Source organism: Pseudomonas laurentiana (assembly GCF_014648275.1).
In the GTDB taxonomy this organism is placed as follows: Bacteria; Pseudomonadota; Gammaproteobacteria; order Pseudomonadales; family Pseudomonadaceae; genus Aquipseudomonas; species Aquipseudomonas laurentiana.
Genome location: NZ_BMQU01000006.1, coordinates 47,510 through 68,339, shown reverse-complemented (window position 1 = coordinate 68,339; position 20,830 = coordinate 47,510). Strand labels below are relative to the sequence as shown.

17 protein-coding genes are annotated in these 20,830 nt (G+C 62.4%); 1 reads left to right on the top strand and 16 read right to left on the bottom strand.

From position 1 onward, the window contains the following. Positions 1-59: 59 nt before the first annotated feature. The 11 genes from purD to IE038_RS08065 form a co-directional block, all read right to left on the bottom strand. Positions 60-1,355, bottom strand: a complete 1,296-nt coding sequence (gene purD / locus IE038_RS08115) for a phosphoribosylamine--glycine ligase (RefSeq protein WP_163934946.1) — start codon at positions 1,353-1,355, stop codon at positions 60-62. Positions 1,356-1,478: 123 nt separating this feature from the next. Further along, a complete protein-coding gene (gene purH, locus IE038_RS08110) occupies positions 1,479-3,080 on the bottom strand; it encodes a bifunctional phosphoribosylaminoimidazolecarboxamide formyltransferase/IMP cyclohydrolase (protein WP_163934949.1) in 1,602 nt (533 codons plus the stop codon). Positions 3,081-3,162: 82 nt separating this feature from the next. Further along, positions 3,163-3,483 carry a DNA-binding transcriptional regulator Fis gene (gene fis / locus IE038_RS08105; protein WP_003186237.1) on the bottom strand — a complete coding sequence of 107 codons (321 nt, stop codon included), beginning with the start codon at positions 3,481-3,483 and terminating at the stop codon, positions 3,163-3,165. Continuing rightward, the gene (dusB, locus tag IE038_RS08100) at positions 3,480-4,493 is read right to left on the bottom strand and encodes a tRNA dihydrouridine synthase DusB (protein WP_163934952.1); all 1,014 of its coding nucleotides are present in this window, start codon (positions 4,491-4,493) and stop codon (positions 3,480-3,482) included. The genes fis and dusB overlap by 4 nt, the downstream gene beginning before the upstream one ends. A 174-nt stretch (positions 4,494-4,667) precedes the next feature. After that, positions 4,668-5,921, bottom strand: a complete 1,254-nt coding sequence (locus IE038_RS08095) for a DUF3426 domain-containing protein (protein WP_189395435.1) — start codon at positions 5,919-5,921, stop codon at positions 4,668-4,670. 40 nt (positions 5,922-5,961) lie between these two features. Continuing rightward, a complete protein-coding gene (gene prmA / locus IE038_RS08090; RefSeq protein ID WP_163934955.1) occupies positions 5,962-6,840 on the bottom strand; it encodes a 50S ribosomal protein L11 methyltransferase in 879 nt (292 codons plus the stop codon). Positions 6,841-6,992: 152 nt separating this feature from the next. Then, positions 6,993-8,057: a 2,3-butanediol dehydrogenase gene (locus tag IE038_RS08085; protein WP_229775646.1), complete on the bottom strand. Its 1,065-nt coding sequence runs from the start codon at positions 8,055-8,057 to the stop codon at positions 6,993-6,995. 31 nt (positions 8,058-8,088) lie between these two features. Then, positions 8,089-9,210 carry an acetoin dehydrogenase dihydrolipoyllysine-residue acetyltransferase subunit gene (locus tag IE038_RS08080; protein WP_163934958.1) on the bottom strand — a complete coding sequence of 374 codons (1,122 nt, stop codon included), beginning with the start codon at positions 9,208-9,210 and terminating at the stop codon, positions 8,089-8,091. Continuing rightward, positions 9,207-10,226, bottom strand: coding sequence for an alpha-ketoacid dehydrogenase subunit beta (locus tag IE038_RS08075; RefSeq protein WP_163934962.1), 1,020 nt, complete (start codon positions 10,224-10,226; stop codon positions 9,207-9,209). The genes IE038_RS08080 and IE038_RS08075 overlap by 4 nt, the downstream gene beginning before the upstream one ends. 35 nt (positions 10,227-10,261) lie before the next feature. Next, complete coding sequence (locus tag IE038_RS08070; RefSeq protein WP_189395475.1) at positions 10,262-11,239, bottom strand: thiamine pyrophosphate-dependent dehydrogenase E1 component subunit alpha; 978 nt, start codon at positions 11,237-11,239, stop codon at positions 10,262-10,264. A 22-nt stretch (positions 11,240-11,261) separates the two neighbouring features. Continuing rightward, the gene (locus IE038_RS08065; protein ID WP_163934162.1) at positions 11,262-12,320 is read right to left on the bottom strand and encodes an ATP-NAD kinase family protein; all 1,059 of its coding nucleotides are present in this window, start codon (positions 12,318-12,320) and stop codon (positions 11,262-11,264) included. Positions 12,321-12,600: 280 nt separating this feature from the next. Here IE038_RS08065 and IE038_RS08060 point away from each other — a divergent pair, with 280 nt between their 5' ends. Continuing rightward, entirely contained in the window at positions 12,601-14,481 is a 1,881-nt protein-coding gene (locus tag IE038_RS08060; RefSeq protein ID WP_189395433.1) for a sigma-54-dependent Fis family transcriptional regulator, read from the top strand. Between the two features lie 63 nt (positions 14,482-14,544). On the opposite strand, the gene accC is transcribed toward IE038_RS08060, so the two are convergent. The 5 genes from accC to IE038_RS25240 all read right to left on the bottom strand — a co-directional run bounded on the left by accC (position 14,545) and on the right by IE038_RS25240 (position 19,771). Then, the gene (gene accC / locus IE038_RS08055; RefSeq protein ID WP_163934160.1) at positions 14,545-15,906 is read right to left on the bottom strand and encodes an acetyl-CoA carboxylase biotin carboxylase subunit; all 1,362 of its coding nucleotides are present in this window, start codon (positions 15,904-15,906) and stop codon (positions 14,545-14,547) included. A 17-nt stretch (positions 15,907-15,923) separates the two neighbouring features. Continuing rightward, positions 15,924-16,382: an acetyl-CoA carboxylase biotin carboxyl carrier protein gene (gene accB, locus IE038_RS08050; protein ID WP_163934157.1), complete on the bottom strand. Its 459-nt coding sequence runs from the start codon at positions 16,380-16,382 to the stop codon at positions 15,924-15,926. Between the two features lie 90 nt (positions 16,383-16,472). Continuing rightward, positions 16,473-16,925, bottom strand: coding sequence for a type II 3-dehydroquinate dehydratase (gene aroQ / locus IE038_RS08045; protein ID WP_065757952.1), 453 nt, complete (start codon positions 16,923-16,925; stop codon positions 16,473-16,475). Between the two features lie 172 nt (positions 16,926-17,097). Then, positions 17,098-18,879: a protein-disulfide reductase DsbD gene (locus IE038_RS08040; RefSeq protein ID WP_189395474.1), complete on the bottom strand. Its 1,782-nt coding sequence runs from the start codon at positions 18,877-18,879 to the stop codon at positions 17,098-17,100. 112 nt (positions 18,880-18,991) lie between these two features. Further along, entirely contained in the window at positions 18,992-19,771 is a 780-nt protein-coding gene (locus IE038_RS25240) for a methyl-accepting chemotaxis protein (RefSeq protein WP_438810755.1), read from the bottom strand. Positions 19,772-20,830 lie beyond the last annotated feature (1,059 nt).

The window sequence follows — 20,830 nt, the reverse complement described above, 5'->3', positions numbered from 1 at the left end:
AGGCCCACGCGGGGCCTTGTCGTCTGGTCGGGCACGCCAGGCGTACCCGTGGTGTTGCTTTACTGCTGATGTTCACCGCGCTCACGGGCAATGGCACGGTAGCCAATGTCGTTGCGGTAGAAGCTGCCTTCCCAGTTGATTTCACGGGCCAGGCGGTACGCTTGCTGCTGCGCGGCTTCAACGGTTTCACCCAGAGCGGTTGCACAGAGTACACGACCGCCGGTGGCGACGATTGCGCCATCCTTGAGTGCGGTACCCGCGTGGAACACCTTGCCGGTCAGTTGGGCAGCCGCTTCCAGGCCGTGGATCGGCGCACCCTTGGTGTAGTCGCCAGGGTAGCCGCCAGCGGCCAGGACCACGCCCAGGCTTGGTTGTGGGTTCCACTGTGCTTCGACCTTGTCCAGCGCCTTGGCGAATGCGGCTTCGATCAGCAGTACCAGGCTCGATTCCAGGCGCAGCATGACGGGCTGGGTTTCCGGGTCACCGAAACGGCAGTTGAACTCGATGACTTTCGGGTTGCCCGCTTTGTCGATCATCAGGCCCGCATAGAGGAAGCCGGTGTAGACATTGCCTTCCTCGGCCATGCCGCGCACGGTCGGCCAGATCACTTGGTCCATGACCCGCTGATGCACGTCGGCGGTTACGACCGGTGCTGGCGAGTAGGCGCCCATGCCACCGGTGTTCGGGCCGGTGTCGCCGTCGCCAACGCGCTTGTGGTCCTGGCTGGTGGCCATCGGCAGTACGTTCTGGCCGTCGACCATGACGATGAAGCTGGCTTCTTCGCCATCGAGGAACTCCTCGATAACCACGCGCGAGCCGGCCTCACCGAAGGCGTTACCGGCAAGCATGTCGCGTACGGCATCTTCGGCTTCTGCCAGGGTCATGGCTACGATCACGCCCTTGCCAGCAGCCAGGCCGTCGGCCTTGATCACGATCGGTGCGCCTTTTTCGCGCAGGTAAGCCAGTGCCGGCTCGATTTCAGTGAAGTTCTGATAATCGGCGGTCGGGATCTTGTGGCGTGCCAGGAAGTCCTTGGTGAAGGCTTTGGAGCCCTCCAGCTGGGCGGCACCTTTGGTTGGGCCAAAGCAGTCCAGTCCGCGGCTGCGGAACAGGTCGACGACGCCAGCAACCAGCGGGCCTTCCGGGCCGACGATGGTCAGGGCAACGTTTTTCTCGGCGAAATCGGCCAACTGTTCCAGTGCAGTGACGTCAATGGCGACGTTCTCGCACTTGGCTTCGGTAGCGGTGCCGGCGTTGCCTGGGGCGACGAAGACTTTCTCGACGCGTGGGTCCTGGGCAACTTTCCAGGCCAGGGCGTGTTCACGACCGCCGCTGCCAATAATCAAAACCTTCATGTCAAAACCTCGATGACGCTAATTCTGGAAAACTGCGGGAGCCGGCGTTGTCGGCGATGGGCGCGGAGCAGTCCTGAAAACTGCGCGCTGCCTGCATCGCTGGCAAGGCCGGCTCCTTCGCGCTTAGTGGCGGAAGTGACGCATGCCGGTGAAGACCATCGCAATGCCCGCTTCGTCAGCGGCAGCAATGACTTCTGCATCGCGCATCGAACCGCCTGGCTGGATCACTGCAGTGATACCCACTTTAGCTGCATTATCGATGCCGTCACGGAACGGGAAGAATGCATCCGACGCCATGACTGCGCCCTGCACCTGCAGGCCAGCGTGTTCAGCCTTGATCGCGGCAATGCGCGCGGAGTTGACCCGGCTCATCTGGCCCGCGCCGACACCGATGGTCTGACGGTTCTTGGCGTAGACGATCGCGTTGGATTTGACGAACTTGGCCACTTTCCAGGCGAAGATCAGGTCGTTGATTTCCTGTTCGGTCGGTGCGCGCTTGGTCACGACTTTCAGGTCGTTGGCCGAGATCATGCCATTGTCGCGGCTCTGCACCAGCAGGCCGCCATTGACGCGCTTGTAGTCCCAGGCAGCGGCGCGCTCGGCAGGCCACTCGCCGCAGGTCAGCAGGCGTACGTTGGCTTTGGCTGCAACCACGGCACGGGCTTCATCGCTGACGCTCGGGGCGATGATCACTTCGACGAACTGGCGCTCGACGATCGCTTTGGCGGTTTCGCCGTCCAGCTCGCGGTTGAAGGCGATGATACCGCCGAAGGCCGATTCGGTGTCGGTGGCATAGGCCAGTTCGTAGGCTTGGCGAATGCCACCCTCAGGGCTGACAGCCACGCCGCACGGGTTGGCGTGCTTGACGATGACGCAGGCCGGCTTGACGAAGCTCTTCACGCACTCCAGTGCGGCGTCGGTGTCGGCCACGTTGTTGTACGACAGCTCTTTGCCTTGCAGTTGTACGGCCGTCGCGATGCTGGCTTCGGCAGGCTTGGCTTCAACATAGAACGCCGCGCTCTGGTGCGGGTTCTCGCCGTAGCGCATTTCCTGGGCTTTGACGAACTGGCTGTTGAAGGTGCGCGGGAATTCGCTGCGGTCTTCAGTGGTCAGGGTCTGCGCCGACTGGTCGATGGTGCCCATGTAGTTGGCGATCATGCCGTCGTAGGCAGCAGTGTGCTCGAAGGCCTTGAGCATCAGGTCGAAGCGCTGAGCGTAGGTCAGGCCACCGGCCTTGAGGTTTTCCAGGACGCTGGCGTAGTCGCTGGCGTTAACCACGATGGCAACGTCTTTGTGGTTCTTGGCCGCCGAACGCACCATGGTCGGGCCGCCGATGTCGATGTTCTCGATAGCGGTCGGCAGGTCGCAGCCTGGCTTGGAGATGGTGGCTTCGAAGGGGTAGAGGTTGACCGCGACCAGATCGATCGGCTTGATCCCGTGCTGTTCCATGATCGCATCGTCGGTACCGCGACGACCGAGGATACCGCCGTGGATTTTCGGGTGCAGGGTCTTGACCCGGCCGTCCATCATTTCAGCGAAGCCGGTGTAGTCGGCGACTTCGACTGCGGCAACGCCGTTGTCCCGGAGCAGCTTGAAGGTGCCGCCGGTGGACAGGATCTCGACACCGAGCTGTTCCAGTTCACGGGCGAATTCAAGGATCCCGGTCTTGTCGGAAACGCTGATCAAGGCGCGGCGGATCGGCAGGCGGGTGGTCTGGTCGGTCATTTCAGATTCCATAACGCGGTGGTTTCAGCAAAAAAGGCGACCTCATCGAATGGGAGCCGCCTTTTCTGGTTTGGATTCATGTTTAGAGCAAATCGTACTGCTTGAGTTTCTTGCGCAGCGTGCCACGGTTGAGCCCGAGCAGTTCGCTGGCTTTGGTCTGGTTGCCCTTGACGTAGTTCATCACGCTTTCGAGCAACGGCGCTTCGACTTCCGAGAGCACCAGGTTGTACACGTCCGTGACGGCAGCACCCTCAAGGTGCGCAAAATAGTTGTGCAGCGCCTTCTCCACGCTCCCGCGAAGGGTCTGGCCCTCTTCGCTCGGGGTGTTGAGGTGCTGTTTCAGGTTGACGTTGTCGCTCACGGGCGTTGTTCCACTCACTAAAGTCTCGGTCATCATCGTCATGCGGCCACCCCTTGTCCGTCCTCTGTCTCAAGGCTTTGTTCACGTTCACGGAAAAACGCGTGAACGTGGGCGCACTGCGCTTGCGTATCGTCCAAACGATTGAACTGGGCGCGAAACTCCTTGGCGCCCGGCAGCGTTGCCAGATACCAGCCGACATGCTTGCGGGCAATGCGTACGCCCATCACATCCCCATAGAAGGCGTGCAGCGCGGCCAGGTGTTCCAGCAGAATTCGTTCCACTTCCTCCAACTGCGGTGCCGGCAAGGTTTCGCCGGTGCGCAGGTAATGCTCGATCTCGCGAAAGATCCATGGCCGCCCTTGAGCAGCCCGGCCAATCAACAGGCCGTCGGCTCCGGTGGCGTTCAACACGACACGGGCCTTTTCTGGCGAGGTGATATCGCCGTTGGCAAAAACCGGTATCGACACCGCCTGCTTGATTGCCGCGATGGTGTCGTATTCGGCTTCGCCGGTATACAGGTCGGCGCGGGTGCGTCCATGGACCGCCAGCGCCTGGATGCCGGCCTGTTCGGCGATTTTCGCCACGGTCAGGCCGTTCTTGTTCGCGCGGTCCCAGCCCGTGCGGATTTTCAGGGTGACAGGTACGTCCACTGCGGCAACCACCGCATGGAGGATTTCGCTGACCAAGGCTTCATCTCTCAATAAAGCAGAGCCTGCCGCTTTGTTGCAGACTTTTTTCGCCGGGCAACCCATGTTGATATCGATGATCTGGGCGCCAAACTCGACATTGGCCCGGGCCGCTGCCGCCAGCATCTGTGCGTCGCCACCGGCGATCTGTACCGAGCGTGGCTCGGGATCACCTTCATGGATCATGCGCAGACGCGACTTGCGGCTGTTCCACAGGCTCATGTCGCTGCTGACCATTTCCGAGACCACAAGCCCGGCGCCCATGCGTCGGCAGAGCTGACGAAATGGCTGGTCCGTCACCCCGGCCATCGGCGCGAGGATCAAGGCGTTCTGCAGTGTGTAGGGGCCGATGCGTACCGCCGACATAGGAGTTCCCTGTTGTGGGGCCGGATCATTGGAGTTCGAAAAAGGGATCGCATGATACCCGCTCTCGATGACTGGATAAAGGTCGATTTGGATAAAATCTGAACAGCTATAGGCTTATTCCGACCGGTTACGAGGGCTCTGCTGGCGCCACGAATGTGGCGCCGAGGCCCGCAATTACTCGGGCGAGCGGAAACTCAGGCTGTAATTGACCGCCTTTGGCCCCGGGTCAAGGATGTCCAGCGCGATGTGTATAGGCGTCTGGCTGGGCATTTCCGCCTTGCCGGCCAATTCGCCACTCAGGTACTCGGCCGGCTTGAAGCGGCGGCTGGCAATCAGTTGACCATTGAGGTCGGCGAAGCGCAGTTCCAGCAAGGGAAACGGCTGGGAGAACGGTGCCCGGTTGTAGATGATTGCATCGACAATCAGTGCGCCGGTGAAGTCCGGGTGGCTGCGGACCACCAGATTGCTGCTCTTTATTCGAGCGATATCGACTTTTGACGGCACGCTGCAGCCCAATTGCGGGCACAGCTGCTGGAACCAGGGGCGGTACTGGTCCTGGCGAGCCAGTTCATCGAAGTGGTAGGCAATGTACTGGGCGGCCAGGCCGGACGCAGCCAACAGGATCAACAGGCTCCAGAGCAGCGTGCGGCCCCACGAGCTGCGTGGTTTTTGCCAATCGAGTTGCAACGGGTCGTCTACCAGGTCGAGCAATGGCTCCTTGCGGGCCGCTCGCCCCGACATGGCCCCCAGCCCTGGCTCCTGGCGCTCCTGCTCGGCCGGTAGCGCCTCATCGGTGTCCAGTGGTTCGTGCGCCGACAGGCGGTCGGTTGTCAGGTCGTGTTCATCGTGGTGGGCATCACGCTCGCGGCGTGGCTCATCATCGAAGTCGTTGAAATCGAGTGACAGGGAGGGCTCTGTACGTTCCCCCTGAGCAGGTTCGTCGTCGGTCGCGGCCTCATCCACCAGGGGTGGGGCAGGCGCTTCTACCGCGTCGACGGGAGGTTCGTCCACCGGGTTGCCGAACAGGTCGTCGGCCAGTGGCGGTTCATCACCGTCACGGCTGGCACTGAGGCCGGTATCGCGTCGTGCCGGGCCTTTGAGTTCGGTGATCGGCTGGATCTCGCGCTGTTCCAGACGTGCGAGTTCTTCATCGAGGTCAAGGTGGTCGAGGTCCAGCTCGGCCGCGCGCCATTCCCGCTGGCTGATCGCCGGAGCTGGCGGGGTGGCGGCAGGTTCGCTGAGCGGCACGGGTGGCTGCTCGGCGGCAGCCTTGTTCGCGGCCTGCTGTTCAAGCAGTTGGCGAGCAGCATTGAACACTTGCAGACAGTTGCCGCAGCGAACCACTCCACGGGCCACACTCAACTGAGTGTGGCTGACGCGGAAACTGGTCTGGCAATGCGGGCACTGGGTGACGAAACTGTCGGTCATGCGGCGATCCGAATTGTGCAAGCGTCCATTTTAGGTGCTCTTAGCGACGGCGACCACTGATACGCACCCAGCCGTCGCGTTCGACGATAGGGTCCAGCTCGAAGTCGTTGGCATAGGCGGCAGCGACCTCTGCGCCTTGCTCGGCGAGAATGCCGGACAGTGCCAGCAGGCCGCCCGGGCGAACCAGGCTGGAGAGCTGCGGCGCCAGTGAAACCAGTGGGCCGGCGAGGATATTGGCGACCAGTACCTCGGCCTGCATGGCGGGCATCTGCTCAGGCAGGTACAGCGGGAACCGCTCATCGGCGATACCGTTGCGCCCGGCGTTGTCGCGGGAGGCCTCGAGGGCCTGCACGTCGATATCGGTACCGACCGCCTGACGCGCACCCAGCAACAGCGCGGCAATGGCGAGGATGCCCGAGCCACAGCCGAAGTCGAGGACTTCACGGCCTTGCAGGTCCTGGCCGTCGAGCCATTCCAGACACAGTGCGGTGGTCGGATGGGTACCCGTGCCGAAGGCCAGGCCCGGATCGAGCAGCAGGTTGACCGCTTCAGGTTCCGGTGCCGCATGCCAGCTTGGCACGATCCACAGGCGCTTGCCGAAGCGCATGGGCTGGAAGTTGTCCATCCAGCTGCGTTCCCAGTCCTGGTCCTCGATCACCTCGGCGTGGTGCTCCGGCAACGCGTTGCCGGTCAGCAGGCGCAGGTGAGCAAAGACTGCGTCGGGCTCGGCATCGGCTTCAAACAGGGCCAGCAGGTGAGTGTGCGACCACAGTGGGGTGGTGTTGAGGTCCGGTTCGAAAATTGGCTGGTCTTCGGCATCCATGAAGGTGACGGAGACAGCGCCGACTTCGAGCAGGGCGTCTTCATAGGTTTCGGCTTGTTCCGGGCTGATAGCCAGACGTACTTGCAGCCAGGGCATGGCGTTTACCTTTGGGAAATCTACAGGGGCAGCCAACGGCTGCGTCAAGCGCGCCAGTTTACATGAGTGCGAAGGGTTTGGCGTAGAGGGGGATGCATCACCGGCAAGGCCGGCACCTGCAGACGTGCAGGCGCCGACATTGTCGACGCGGTTCAGCGTTTTGACGGTGAAACGATGATCTTCACGTTTTTCTCTTTATTGTTCACCAGCTCTTCAAAGCCGTGCCCGACGATCTGTTCCAGGTCGATGCGCCCGGTCACCAGCGGGGAGATGTCCAGTCGCCCGTCGGCGATGAAAGCGATGACGTCGGCAAACTCACCGTTGTAGGCCAAGGCGCCGAGGACCTGCTTCTCGGTCGAGACCAGTTCAAAGAAGTTGAATTCGCTAGGTTCCTCGAAGATCCCCACCAGCACGCACTTGCCCGCCTTGCGGATGGCGTCGATGGCCAGCTTGGCGGTGTGCTTGTTGCCGATGCACTCGAAACTGACATCAGCACCCAAACCGTTGGTCAGGGCGCCGATCTCGGCCAGGGCATCGCACTCCTTGGGGTCGAGGACCACGCTGGCGCCTACCTCCAGGGCCTTGGCCTTGCGCGCCGACGACATTTCCAGGGCAATCACCTTGGCCGCACCCGCCGCCTTGGCGCACATGATGGTGCACAGGCCAATGGTGCCAGCGCCGACCACGACGACGGTCTGGCCGAGCAGGTTGCCGGCTTTCTTGACGGCATGCATGCCCACCGCCAGCGGCTCGATCAGTGCCCCGGCCTCCCGTGGAAAACCGTCGGGCAGCTTGTACAGCAGGTTGGCGGGCACGTTGACGCGTTCGGCGAATGCACCGTTGTTCATCAGCCCGGTAAAGGCCAGGCGTTCGCAGATGTTGTACAGACCGTGGGTGCAGTAATAGCAGGTGCCACAGTGCTGGCAGGCATCGGCGGCGACCGGATCGCCGATGGTATAGCCTTCGACACCGTCGCCGAGCTTGAGGATTTCGCCACAGAACTCGTGGCCAAGGATGCATTGGCCCTGGATGCCGGTCAGCGGGTGCGGGGCCTCCACAGGAATGAACACCGGCCCGGCCACGTACTCATGCAGGTCGGAACCGCAGATGCCACACCAGTCCACTTTGATCTGAACCCAGCCCGGCGGTGGATCGGCTGGCAGGGGTACGTCTTCGACGCGGATATCGTGGCGGCCATGCCAGACGGCGGCGCGCATGCTGGCGGTGTTGGAAAGGTCGTTCATGTCGTTATCTCCCTGATTGCTCGACGGACTGAAGGAATGCCAGCAGGCACTGGTTGACCTCTTCGGCGGCTTCCATTTGCAGCATATGCCCTTGGCCGGGGAGGACCTTGACCTGTGCCGGTAGACCGTCCACATGGGTGGCCGGGATGATTGCGTCTTCGGCGCCCCAGAGCAGCAGGCTCGGATGCTGTTCGACCACTGCGCGCAGGTCATGCCGTTGTTGGCCGTTCTCGCAGATCATCTGGGCCAGTTGTCGCAACGCGCTGTCTACGCCTTCCAGGCGCTTGAACTTGAGCATGTCTTCGAGCATTTGCCGGGTGACCAGCCCGGGGTCGGAGAACAATTGCACCAGTTGCGGCTTGAGCGCATTGCGGTTGCCGGCTTCGACAAACCCCAGCAGGTAGTCGGCATTGATGTCCCGACCCAGGCCGGCACTGGCCAACAGGCTCAACGAGTGCACTCGCGAGGGTGCCAGGCGTGCCAGGTTCAGCGCTACCGCGCCCCCCATGGAGTGCCCGGCCAGATGCACCCGTTCGATGTCCAGATGGTCGAGCAGGGCCAGTACGGTTTGGCTCAGTTCATCCAGGTCGCCCCGTTGCAGGGTCTTGCCGGACTCGCCATGACCGGGCAGGTCGAGCGCGATGACGCGGCGCTTGGCGGCCAGGCTCGGGTGGTTGAACAGCCAGTTGTTCAGGTCGCCGCCAAAGCCATGGACCAGCACCAGCGGCGTGCCGCCCTGACCGAGCTCGAAGTAACGCAGGGTGCGCCCATCCAGATCGATTTTCTGTGGTGTCGGGCCGCTGTCCTGTTCACCATCGCCACCGGGGATGAACTCGGCCTGGAAGCGTTGGACGACCTGATCGATGTCCGCGTCGCTGGCCTCGCCTTCGACCACTACCGCCAGCAGGGCGCCGACCGGCAGGGTTTCATCGGGCTTGGCGATCTGTCGGCGTAATACACCGCTGAACGGTGCCTCGACGCTGCTGGAGATCTTGTCGGTTTCGACATCCAGCACTTCGTCGCCCTTGTTGATCTGTGCGCCTTCTTCCACCAGCCAGGCATCGACCCGGCCCTCGGTCATCGACAGGCCCCACTTGGGCATGGTCAGCGTATGGATCTGGCTCATGCCGCATTCCTCCCGGCCATGACCTTGTGCACTGCGGCTTCGATCTTCGCGGCGGTCGGGATATAGAGGTCTTCAAGGGCGTCGGAGAACGGCACCGGGGTATGCGGAGCGGTGACCATTTCTATCGGCCCTTTCAGCGCGGCGAAGGCTTTCTGTGCAACCAGTGCGCTGATGTCGGTGGCCATGGAGCAGCGAGGGTTGGCTTCGTCGATCACCACCAGTCGGCCGGTTTTTTCCACGCTTTCCAGAATGCTGTCTTCGTCCAGTGGGCTGGTGGTGCGCAGGTCCAGCACTTCGCAGTCGATGCCCTGGCGGGCCAGGCTGGCGGCAGCATCCATGGCCAGGTGAACCATGCGTCCGTAGGTCACCAGGGTAATGTCGTCACCGTCGCGCAGGTAGTTGGCTTCACCGAACGGAACGGTGTAGAGCTCTTCCGGTACCTCGCCCTGCATGCTGTAGAGCAGCTTGTGCTCGCAGAAAATCACCGGGTCATTGTCGCGGATCGCCTGGATCAGCAGACCCTTGGCGTCATAGGGCGACGACGGGCAGACGACTTTCAGGCCGGGGATATGCGTCCATAGCGAGGTGAGCATCTGCGAGTGCTGAGCGGCGGCACGCAGGCCGGCACCGACCATGGTCCGCATGACCAGGGGGGTGACCGCCTTGCCGCCGAACATGTAGCGGAACTTGGCCGCCTGGTTGAGGATCTGGTCGAGGCAGCAGCCGGCAAAGTCGACGAACATCAACTCACACACCGGGCGCAGGCCCTGAGTGGCAGCCCCGACTGCGGCGCCGACATAGCCGATCTCCGACAGTGGTGCATCCAGTACGCGCCCTGGAAATTGCGGGTACAGGCCTTTGGTTACGCCCAGTACACCACCCCAGGCATCCTCGGCGCCCGGAGCCCCGGCACCGCCAGCGACGTCTTCGCCAATGATGAAGACGCTGGTGTCGCGACGCATTTCCTGGGCCAGGGCTTCGTTGATAGCCTGCTGGTAAGTGATCTTTCTCGCCATGATGATTCTCCACGTATTCTTGTTGTATGGGTGGCTCAGGGGTAGGACACGTACACGTCGCTGAGCAGGTCGGCGGCTTCAGGTTTGGGGTCGGACTTGGCGCGGCGTACTGAGTCTTCGATCAGGTCCTCGACCTGGCCGTCGATCTGATCCAGTTGTTCGGCGCTGAGCAGGCCGGCACGCAGGGTGCGTTCACGGAATTGCATCAGGCAGTCGCGGGTTTCTCGCAGGTTCTTCACCTCGTCCGGGGCCCGGTAGGTCTGGGCATCACCTTCGAAGTGGCCGTAGTAGCGGGTCAGCTTGACCTCTACCAGTGACGGGCCTTGGCCCGAGCGGGCGCGGGCGATTGCCGCGCCGGCGGCTTCGTATACCGCAAAGAAGTCGTAACCATCGATGGTTACTCCCGGCATGCCGAAACCTGCGGCACGGTCGGCGATGTGATCGCAGGCCACCGACCAGTTCGACGCGGTGGCTTCGGCGTAGCCGTTGTTCTCGGCGACGAAGATGCAGGGCAGGTTCATGATCGACGCCAGGTTCATGGCCTCGAACACCGCGCCTTCGTTGGAGCCGCCATCGCCGAAGAACACCACGGCAACGTCATCGGTGCCCTTGAGTTTGGCTGCCAGTGCAGCACCCGCTACCAGCGGCGCACCGGCACCGACGATGCCATTGGCGCCGAGCATGCCTTTCTCCAGGTCGGCGATGTGCATCGAGCCGCCCTTACCACCGCAGACGCCGGTTTTCTTGCCGTAGATCTCGGCCATCATCCCGTATACATCGACGCCCTTGGCAATGCAGTGGCCGTGACCACGGTGGTTGGAGGCGATGCAATCGCTGTCGCGCAGGTGTGCCATGACCCCGGCTGCGGATGCTTCCTCGCCGGCATACAGGTGGACAAAACCGGGAATCTCGCCGGTGGCGAACTCCACATGCAGGCGTTCTTCAAAGGCGCGGATGGTGCGCATGACCTGATAGGCATGTAGCAGTTGTTCAGTGGACAGGTGAGTGGACATCTTGTTGTTCTCCAGGGTTGTCTCAGCACGGTTGATTCGCAGGGTGTTGCGGGTGTTCACGGCCAACCGCCAGCAAGCGATGGCGGGCGGCGTAGGCAAGTACCGCTTCGACATCGATGCTCAACGGGCCATGGCCGTCGAGGGTGATGGTGGGGTGGTCCTGTTCGCTGAACTCGATTTCGCGTTCACCGTCCAGGGCCAGGGTGCCGCTGGCCAGGCTCAGTGAGTGGGCTACGCCGGGTGTCAGGATGCCGGCGGCGGTGACACCACAACCCAGTAGCAGGCCGGGAGCCAAGGGTGCCAGCAGGGCCTGATCGGCATGGGGGTGCAGGCGTATCCAGGCGCCCTCGGGGGCATTTCGCGGCACTGGGCACCACAGCCCGCACAGCGCCGAGAGGCCGATGGCATGGGGTTCGGCGAAGGTGACGAAGACCTCCGCAAGGTCTTCCGTACGGCTGATGGCGCGGGCGCCGACAAAACGTTGTGGCGACACGGCGACGTCCACCAGCGCCCATTCACAGATGCCTCGGTTGGGCTCGCGTACCAACAGGCGCTTGTTGCGCCGCAGGCTGATCGGTGCAGGCACCCGGCCGCTGGCATAGAGGCCTCCAGCCAGGCCGGCACTGGTGGCTTCGCGCAGTTCCGGGAACGCATTGTTGGTGCCAGTGGAAAGGGTAAGCAGTGGCGTGTCACCGACCTCGGCAGCCACGGCCTTGTGGGTGCCATCGCCACCCAGCACTGCAATGAGACTGGCACCTTGCTCGACCATCAGGCGGGCGGCGAGGCGGGTGTCGGCGACAGTCTGGCGTAGCGGCATGTCGAGGATGCGCAGTTGTGGCCAGCGTTGGCTGGCAGCCTGTGGCCCAAGCCCGGCCTTGAGCACGGCGGCAGCAATTCCGGTCATGTCTGGAGGCAGCAGCACCTGGTCGACCCCGGTTGCGGCGAAAGCCGCCAGCAGGCGTTGCACGGCCGAGGCCTTGTCAGTGCTGGAGTAGAGCCCAGCGTTGGCAGTCAGTCGGCGCAGATCGCGACCCGAAGCCGGGTTGGCGATGATGCCTACGGTAAGAACGGGATGGCTCATGGGCACACCTTTGGTTTTGTTTGTCAGGGCTAGAGCAAGCGTGGTGCCAAGGTGGTGTGAGTGATGCGCAAAGGGCTGTTCCAGAGCGGTTCTGTGGCGAGGCTCAGTGCGCGGCTGGCAGGCTGCGGCAAGACGCTGGGTGTCAGTCGCGAGGGGTGTTGGCTGAGACGCCGAGACGCTGCGTCTCACAAAGGCCGTGGCGCAGGCAGTGCTTGTCGAGGGCCGGCAATGGGCGCTTAATGGGCCGCATAACGACAAGAACACGAGAACCGGAGGCCCCATGCTTGCCGCGAACTCCAAGGCCCACGTCGATTGCGTCAGCCGTGTGCTGAAGAACGCCGATCGCCTGCCTCAAGCGCCGGTTCCGGCGCCGATACTCGACTCCTGGCGCCGCTCCATGGAGCAGCACCGTCTAGATCCTGCCTCCCTGCAAGGGCCGCGCATCCTTTCACAAAGCTCACTGAATGAGTGCCGCGAGCGCGCCGAGCTGTTCCTGCGCATTGCCAGCGATGCCGTTGCACGCCTGCATGGGCGGGTACGTGATGCCGATTATTGCGTGCTGTTGACCGATGCCCAGGGGCGCACCATCGACTATCGCGTCGAGTCGACGATACGCAACGACTGTCGCAAGGCTGGCCTGTACCTGGGCACCTGTTGGTCGGAAGGCGAGGAGGGTACTTGCGGGGTGGCCGGGGTGTTGACCAGTCATGCACCGGTCACAGTGCACAAGCGCGATCACTTTCGGGCCGCCTTCATTGGTCTGACCTGCTCGGCAGCCCCAGTGTTCGACCCCCAGGGCGCGTTGCTCGGGGTGCTTGATGTCTCGGCGCTGCAATCGCCGGATGACCGTCGTAGCCAGCACTTGATTCGGCAGATGGTGGTCCAGAGTGCGCGTGAAATCGAGAATGCCTTTTTCATGCACAACGCCGAACAGCATTGGGTGTTGCGCGCCCACAGTGCGCCCGGTTACGTCGACAGCCAACCTGACTTTCTCCTGGCCTGGGATGCCGACGGACGGCTGCAGGCACTCAACAGCGTGGCGCGGCGGGTTGTGCTTGAGCAATGCGGGCAAGTGCCGGAGCACATTGGTCAGTTGTTTGACCTGGAGATACTGCGTGCCGCGACAGACGAGGCTGCCCAGCGCCTGAACTGGACTGCCGCTGGTGGCGAAGTGCATGCCCGGGTCAGTTCACCACGGCGTCAGCCGGTTCGACGGGCGACTCGCACTGAACCGATTGCGATTGATGCACGCGTGACTGAGGCCTTGCGTCTGGCGACGCGGGTCAAGGACTGCAACCTGGCGGTGCTGATCCAGGGGGAGACCGGGGCGGGCAAGGAGGTCTTTGCTCGTCAGTTGCATCAACGCAGTGCGCGGGCCGAAGGGCCTTTTGTGGCGCTCAACTGTGCGGCAATCCCGGAGAGCCTGATCGAGAGTGAACTGTTCGGTTATGCCGCAGGAGCCTTTACCGGTGCTTCGACCAAGGGGATGCGTGGGCTATTGCAGCAGGCCGATGGCGGTACGTTGTTTCTCGATGAAATCGGTGACATGCCGCTGGGTCTGCAGACGCGTTTGTTGCGGGTGCTGGCGGAGGGTGAAGTGGCGCCGTTGGGGGCTTCCCGGCGCGAGCGGGTGGATATTCAGGTGATCTGCGCCACGCACCGTGACCTGGTTGCGAGGGTGGCTGCAGGCAGTTTCCGAGAGGACCTGTACTTTCGGTTGGCCAACGCACGTTTTGAACTGCCGCCGCTGCGCGAGCGTAGCGACTTGCTGGTGTTGATCAATCAGGTGCTGGAAGAGGAGGCGAAAGCCTGTGGTGTGCAGGTGGGGCTCGGGGCTGCGGCACTGGAGTGCCTGTTGAACTACCGCTGGCCGGGTAACCTGCGTCAACTGCGGCAGGTGTTGCGCTATGCCTGTGCCGTGTGTGGCAGCGGCACCTTGCAGGTGGAAGACCTGCCGGTGGACGTGCGCGGTGGGCAGTGCTCGGCACCTGAGCAGCAGTGTGTCAGCCCGCAGCGGCAAGTGCTGCTTGATGCACTGGTGCGACATCGCTGGAAACCCGGTGATGCTGCGCGCGCACTGGGGATCTCGCGGGCAACGCTGTACCGACGGGTGCATGAGCATGGTATTGAAATGCCGAGGATGCAGGCACCGCGCCCTTGAGGTACCTGTAAAACAAAAAGCCCCTGGCCTTGCGGCCAGGGGCTTTTTTACATCACTTTCGGATCACTCCTGGTTAGCCAGTTTGTGTTCCAGATAGTGAATGTTTACGCCGCCTTTGCAGAAACCTTCATCACGCACCAGGTCGCGGTGCAACGGGATGTTGGTTTTGATGCCATCAACGACGATCTCGTCCAGGGCATTGCGCATGCGGGCCATGGCCTCGTCGCGGTCTTTGCCGTAGGTGATCAGCTTGCCGATCAGCGAGTCGTAGTTCGGCGGTACGCTGTAGCCGCTGTACAGGTGCGAATCGACACGGATGCCGTTGCCGCCTGGCGCGTGGAAGTGCTTGACCGTGCCTGGGCTCGGGATGAACTTCTTCGGGTCCTCGGCGTTGATCCGGCATTCCAGCGAGTGGCCGCGGATGACGACGTCTTCCTGGGTGAACGACAGCTTGTTGCCAGCGGCGATGCTCAGCATCTCCTTGACGATGTCGATACCGGTGACCATCTCCGAAACCGGGTGTTCTACCTGAACACGGGTGTTCATTTCGATGAAGTAGAAGTTGCCGTTCTCGTAGAGGAACTCGAAGGTGCCGGCACCGCGGTAGCCGATCTCGATGCACGCCTGGACGCAGCGGGCGAAAACTTCCTGACGGGCTTTCTCGTCGATGCCTGGTGCTGGCGCTTCTTCCAGTACTTTCTGGTGACGGCGCTGCAGCGAGCAGTCACGGTCGCCCAGGTGGATGGCATGACCCTGGCCGTCGGACAGAACCTGAACTTCCACGTGACGTGGGTTGGTCAGGAACTTCTCCAGGTAGACCATGGAGTTGCCGAACGCAGCACCGGCTTCGGTACGGGTCAGTTTGGCCGAGGAAATCAGGTCCTCTTCCTTGTGCACCACACGCATGCCGCGACCACCACCGCCACCGGCGGCCTTGATGATCACCGGGTAGCCGACTTCACGGCCGATGGCCAGTGCAGTCTCTTCGTCTTCCGGCAGCGGGCCGTCCGAGCCTGGTACGGTCGGTACGCCGGCACGCTTCATGGCGTCCTTGGCCGAAACCTTGTCACCCATCAGGCGAATGGTGTCGGCTTTCGGGCCAATGAAGGCAAACCCGGAGTTTTCTACCTGTTCGGCGAAGTCGGCGTTTTCCGCGAGGAAGCCGTAGCCCGGGTGAATGGCAGTAGCGCCGGTCACCTCAGCCGCGGCGATGATTGCCGGGATGTGCAGGTAGGACTGGCTGGCCGAAGCCGGGCCGATGCAAACCGATTCGTCGGCCAGGCCCAGGTGCATCAGCTCGCGGTCAGCCGTGGAATGTACGGCGACGGTCTTGATGCCCATCTCTTTGCAGGCACGCAGGATCCGCAGGGCAATTTCACCGCGGTTGGCGATCAGAACTTTTTCCAACTTCGCAGGTTTCAACATCGTTGGCTCTCCGCGGTTCAAACGATGGTGAACAGCGGCTGGTCGAACTCAACCGGCTGGCCGTCTTCTACCAGAATGGATTCAATCACACCGCTGGTTTCAGCTTCGATGTGGTTCATCATTTTCATGGCTTCGACGATGCACAGGGTGTCGCCTTTCTTCACGGTCTGGCCAACTTCAGCGAAGTTTGGCGAGGTTGGCGAAGGCTTGCGGTAGAAGGTACCGACCATTGGCGAGCGAACCACGGTGCCGTTCAGTTTTGGCGCGGCAGCAGCTTCGGCGACCGGGGCAGCGGCAACGGGTGCAGCGGCAGGCGCGACGGCAGCAGCCATTGGGGCTGGTGCGTAGTACTGCTGTGCTGGTGTCTTGCTGTGGCGGCTGATCCGTACGGACTCTTCGCCTTCCTTGATTTCCAGCTCGTCGATGCCGGACTCTTCCAGCAGTTCGATCAGTTTTTTGACTTTACGGATATCCATGAATCATCAACTCCCAAGGTTCGGTCAGGGGCGTATAAACGTGTAATCAAACGTTTCTATGAGCCCGGCCAATGGGCCAGGTACTCGTTATCAGGGCTTTGCGTTCGCCGCCAGTTGTTCCAGGGCAGACTCCAGGGCCAGCCGGTAACCGCTGGCGCCCAGGCCGCAGATCACTCCTACGGCGACATCTGAAAAGTAGGAGTGATGGCGAAAAGGTTCACGCTTGTGCACGTTGGACAAATGCACTTCGATGAATGGGATGCTCACCGCCAGCAGCGCGTCACGTAATGCGACACTTGTATGCGTAAAAGCCGCCGGGTTGATCAGGATGAAGTCCACGCCTTCGTTGCGTGCGGCGTGGATACGGTCGATCAACTCGTACTCGGCATTACTCTGCAGGTACTGCAGGTGGTGGCCAGCGGCACGGGCGCGCTGTTCCAGGTCCTGGTTGATCTGGTCCAGGGTCACGGCACCGTAAACGCCTGGCTCGCGGGTGCCAAGCAGGTTCAGATTGGGGCCATGGAGCACCAGTAGCGTTGCCATCTGCGGATCCTTTTTTATGCGTGCGAATACATCAGCGCGGCGACTATGCCGCAAGCACGGGGCAGTGTCCAGTTACCTGCAATAGCCAGCACGATGACCGAGATTCACGCAAAATATATGACTACTTTGTTAATTTTGGTCATTCGCACTGCTTTTTTGTGACCACCGGAAGTTATAGACGCAGTTCGCGACGAATGCGCAACAGATGTTCAGCAAATTCGCCGGCGTTTGTCTCGCCAACCACTCGGGCGTCGGTTTTTTCGCTGCCGTTCGCCGCAAAAAACATCAGCGCGGGTGGACCGAACAGGTGATAACGGTCGAGCAGGGCGCGCTGTTCGGCGGTACTTTCGGTGATGTCGAACTGGATCAGGCGATAGTCTTTCAGTTGCGCCTGGACAGCAGGCGCACTCAGTACCTCACGCTCTATGACCTTGCAACTGATGCACCAGTCGGCGTACCAGTCCAGTAACACGGGTTGCCCTGCTGCTTTGGCCTCGGCCAGGGCGGCGTCGAGTGCCGCTGGGGTGCGTACCTTCTGCCAGGTATCGGCCTGGGCGCTGGCAATGGTGCTGCCACTACTGGCCAGGTGCGTTTTGCCTAGTGGTCTGAACGGGTCGGTCTGGCCACTGAAGGCGCCATACCAGCAGGCCACTGCATAGGCGAGCAGCAACAGACCGAGCAATTGCGTCAGGCGTCGGGCCGGGCTTTTCTCGATGAACTCAAGGGCGCCGAGGAACAGTGCGACACCCGCAGCCAGCAAGCCGATCAGCACCAGAGTCACTTCGCCCGGCAATATCCGGCTGAGCAAGCCGATGGCCAGGCCCAGCAGCAAGACACCAATGGCATTTTTCACTGTAACCAGCCAAGGGCCGCTTCTTGGCAGCCAGGCGGCACCGCCAGTGGCGACCACCAGCAGGGGCGCGCCCATGCCCAGGCCCAGGGCGAAGAGTTTCAGTGCGCCGCCCAGTGCATCGCCGCTGGCGCTGATGTACAGCAGGGCTCCGGCCAATGGTGCAGACACGCAGGGTGATACCAACAAGCTGGAGAGGATACCGAGCACCGCCGCACCCAGCAGTGAGCCACCGCGTGTGCGTCCGGCAATGTGGTCGAGGCGGGTGCTCACGGCCAACGGCAAGCGCAGTTCAAACAAACCGAACATCGCCAAGGCGAAGACCACGAAAAACAACGAGAACGGCACCAGTATCCAGGCCGACTGCAGGCGTGCCTGCAGGTTCAGTTCGGCGCCGAACAGTCCCATCAGCGCACCCAGCAGGGCAAAACAGGCGGCCATCGGCAGCACGTACGCCAGCGACAGGCTCAAGCCTCGCAGCCCACCGATATGGCCGCGCAATACCACGCCGGAGAGAATCGGCAGCATGGGCAGTACGCATGGGGTGAAGGTCAGGCCGACGCCAGCGAGGAAGAACAGCAGTAAGGCTTTCCAGTCGGTGTGGCTGTTGGCCTTGGCCGTTTCGGTTGGCGTAGCGCTGCTGCCCGAAATGCTCAGGCGCTCGGTTTCAGGTGGGTAGCACAGACCTTTGTCGGCGCAGCCCTGGTAGGTCACCAGCAGGGTGAAGGCGCGCTTCTCGGCGCCCCGTGGCAGGGTGACATCGAGGATGCCGTGATACACCTCGACATCACCGAAGAACTCGTCGTGCTTGGCTTCGCCTTGGGGTAACTGTGCAGTGCCCAGCGCAATGTCGGCGGGTTCGCTGCGGAACTGAAAGCGGTGTCGATAGAGGTAATACCCCTCGGCGGCGACGAAGCGCAGGGTGATCGACTCCGCATCGTCCTTGACCAGGCTGAGCTTGAAGGCTTCACGCACAGGAAGGAAGTCGGCGCTGTTGTTCAGCGTGGCGGCACCCAGCGTCGTACTGGGACGGCTGTCGAGCAGGCCGGCAGCGGAAACGGGCAGGGCCAAAAGCACAAACAGAAGGCAAAGCAGGCGGCGCATGACAATCTCGCGGAACGGGTATGGGCGCATCATAGCGGAGTGCGCCGAGACGTGCAGGCGCCGCACACCCCCTTGCATGCCGCCGGGGCCGTTGCAGGCACCTGTTCTTGGCTCAAACCCGAAATGCGCGAACGGCGGTGTTCAGCTCGCCGCCCAGCCTGAGCAACTGTTCACCTTGGTCGCGGCCCTCACCGATACGCTGCAGGTTGTCTTTGCCCAGGGTATAGATGCGTTCACTGTGATCGCGAATCTCGCTGACCGCACCGCTCTGCTGGGCGGTGACATCCGCGATGCGCTCGGCAGTGGCGGCGATGGTCCGGATTGCCCCGACAATTTCATCCAGCGCGCCGTCGGCGGCCTGGGCCTGGCTGGCAGTAGCCTCAGCATGTTCAACCTGCGCGCGCATGCCTTCCACCGAATGGCGTGCGGCCTGTTGCAGACGCTCGATCAGGGTTTGAATTTCCCCGGTCGCTCCGGTCGTGCGCTGAGCCAGAGAACGGACCTCTTCTGCGACCACGGCAAACCCCCGACCCATTTCACCGGCCCGTGCCGCTTCGATGGCCGCGTTGAGGGCCAGCAGGTTGGTCTGCTCGGCAATTGAGCGGATCACTGTCAGGACACCCCCGATGGTGGCCGACTCCTGCGCCAGTTGTTCGATCATCTGGGCGTTGCCCTGTACCTCTCCGACCAGCGAATGCAGCCCGGTCAGGCTATGGCCAATCACCCGTTGCCCCTGCTCGACAGCGCGCCCGGCACTGCGGCTAGCATCGGCGGCCTGGCTGGCATCGCCTGCGACCTGGACAATAGTGGCTTCCAACTCGCCCAAAGCATCGCGTATCTGCGCCGTATCACCCGCCTGGCGCTCGGCGCCATCGTGCAGGGCGCTGCTCATGTCGGCCAGGGCATTGCTGCTGCCGGCTACTTGTTCGGCATTGCTGCGCAACGTGCCAACCAGTTCCACCAGATAGATACGCAGGCGATTGAGTGAGTCCTGAATGTCTCGCAGTTCGCGGTTGGTGGCGCCCAGGGCAATGGTTTGGCTGAAGTCGCCTTCCGCCCAGCGCGAAAGTGCTGGGGAGAGGTTGGTCAGTACTCGGGCCAGGCGCCTCTGCAGGGTATCGATCAACAGGGCGATCAGCAGGATCATGGCAATCATCACGCCCTGGATCAGGCGGACTTCACCCTGTATTTGTGCGTGCTGGCTGCGTACGCTCGGCTCCAGTTCGGCAATGGCCTGTTGTACCGCTGCAATGCGCTCATGGGTGCTGTTGGCCAGCTCGGCGCGGCGCTGAATCTGTTCGCGGGTGCGTTGAAGCTCGCCCGGATAGCGTGTCAGCAGGCTGTTAAGCTCGCGTTTCAGGGCGATGCCGCTGTCTTCGGCCACGGCGGTGGCTTCGCTCTGCAAGCCCATCATTGCCGCGAAGTCGTCGGTGCTCGAGGCTGCGCTGGTGGTCACACCCAGCAATGGCAGTTGGTCGAGTGTTCGGGCTTGGCTGGCCATGTTTTGCAGCTCGCGTTCGACTTCGTCGGCCAATTCGCTGCGGCCACTGCTGACCAGCTTGTCACGGGCCAGCGAGAGTCGGCCCAGGTGCAAGCCGGCATTGAACAGTGTTTGTGGATAGCGCCCGGCGTCGGCGCTGTTGCTGCTCTGGGCATAGTGCGCCAGTTGCTCTAGCGCGGCACCAAGCTCGCGCTCGGCTTGCAGCAGCAGTGCTTGAGGGTCGCCCGCAAGCTTGCCGGCGGCCAGTAGCTCGGAGTCGGTAAAGGCCTGCAGGCTGTCCAGGCTCGGGCGCAGGCGAGCGGCGAGGTCGTCCGGGAGAGCGCTCAGTTGTGCCTGTACATCAACGATGGCCTGCTGGGCCTCGGCATGGCGCAGGGCATCGCCACTATTCAGGTAGTCCTGAATGTTACGTGCAGCCCGGTTCTGAAACTGCTGGGACAGGCTCAGGTA

Bases quoted from the DNA above. Each gene is read 5' to 3' on its own strand.
- IE038_RS25240 (WP_438810755.1), bottom strand. From the start codon at position 19,771: ATGAGCAGCGCCCTGCACGATGGCGCCGAGCGCCAGGCGGGTGATACG.
- IE038_RS08085 (WP_229775646.1), bottom strand. From the start codon at position 8,057: ATGCGCGCCGCCGTCTGGCATGGCCGCCACGATATCCGCGTCGAAGAC.
- aroQ (WP_065757952.1), bottom strand. From the start codon at position 16,925: ATGGCAACGCTACTGGTGCTCCATGGCCCCAATCTGAACCTGCTTGGC.
- IE038_RS08065 (WP_163934162.1), bottom strand. From the start codon at position 12,320: ATGAGCCATCCCGTTCTTACCGTAGGCATCATCGCCAACCCGGCTTCG.
- IE038_RS08040 (WP_189395474.1), bottom strand. From the start codon at position 18,879: ATGCGCCGCCTGCTTTGCCTTCTGTTTGTGCTTTTGGCCCTGCCCGTT.
- prmA (WP_163934955.1), bottom strand. From the start codon at position 6,840: ATGCCCTGGCTGCAAGTACGTCTGGCTATCAGCCCGGAACAAGCCGAA.
- purH (WP_163934949.1), bottom strand. From the start codon at position 3,080: ATGACCGACCAGACCACCCGCCTGCCGATCCGCCGCGCCTTGATCAGC.
- dusB (WP_163934952.1), bottom strand. From the start codon at position 4,493: ATGTCGGCGGTACGCATCGGCCCCTACACACTGCAGAACGCCTTGATC.
- IE038_RS08095 (WP_189395435.1), bottom strand. From the start codon at position 5,921: ATGACCGACAGTTTCGTCACCCAGTGCCCGCATTGCCAGACCAGTTTC.
- IE038_RS08060 (WP_189395433.1), top strand. From the start codon at position 12,601: ATGCTTGCCGCGAACTCCAAGGCCCACGTCGATTGCGTCAGCCGTGTG.
- IE038_RS08080 (WP_163934958.1), bottom strand. From the start codon at position 9,210: ATGAGCCAGATCCATACGCTGACCATGCCCAAGTGGGGCCTGTCGATG.
- IE038_RS08075 (WP_163934962.1), bottom strand. From the start codon at position 10,226: ATGGCGAGAAAGATCACTTACCAGCAGGCTATCAACGAAGCCCTGGCC.
- accB (WP_163934157.1), bottom strand. From the start codon at position 16,382: ATGGATATCCGTAAAGTCAAAAAACTGATCGAACTGCTGGAAGAGTCC.
- fis (WP_003186237.1), bottom strand. From the start codon at position 3,483: ATGACGATGATGACCGAGACTTTAGTGAGTGGAACAACGCCCGTGAGC.
- accC (WP_163934160.1), bottom strand. From the start codon at position 15,906: ATGTTGAAACCTGCGAAGTTGGAAAAAGTTCTGATCGCCAACCGCGGT.
- IE038_RS08070 (WP_189395475.1), bottom strand. From the start codon at position 11,239: ATGTCCACTCACCTGTCCACTGAACAACTGCTACATGCCTATCAGGTC.
- purD (WP_163934946.1), bottom strand. From the start codon at position 1,355: ATGAAGGTTTTGATTATTGGCAGCGGCGGTCGTGAACACGCCCTGGCC.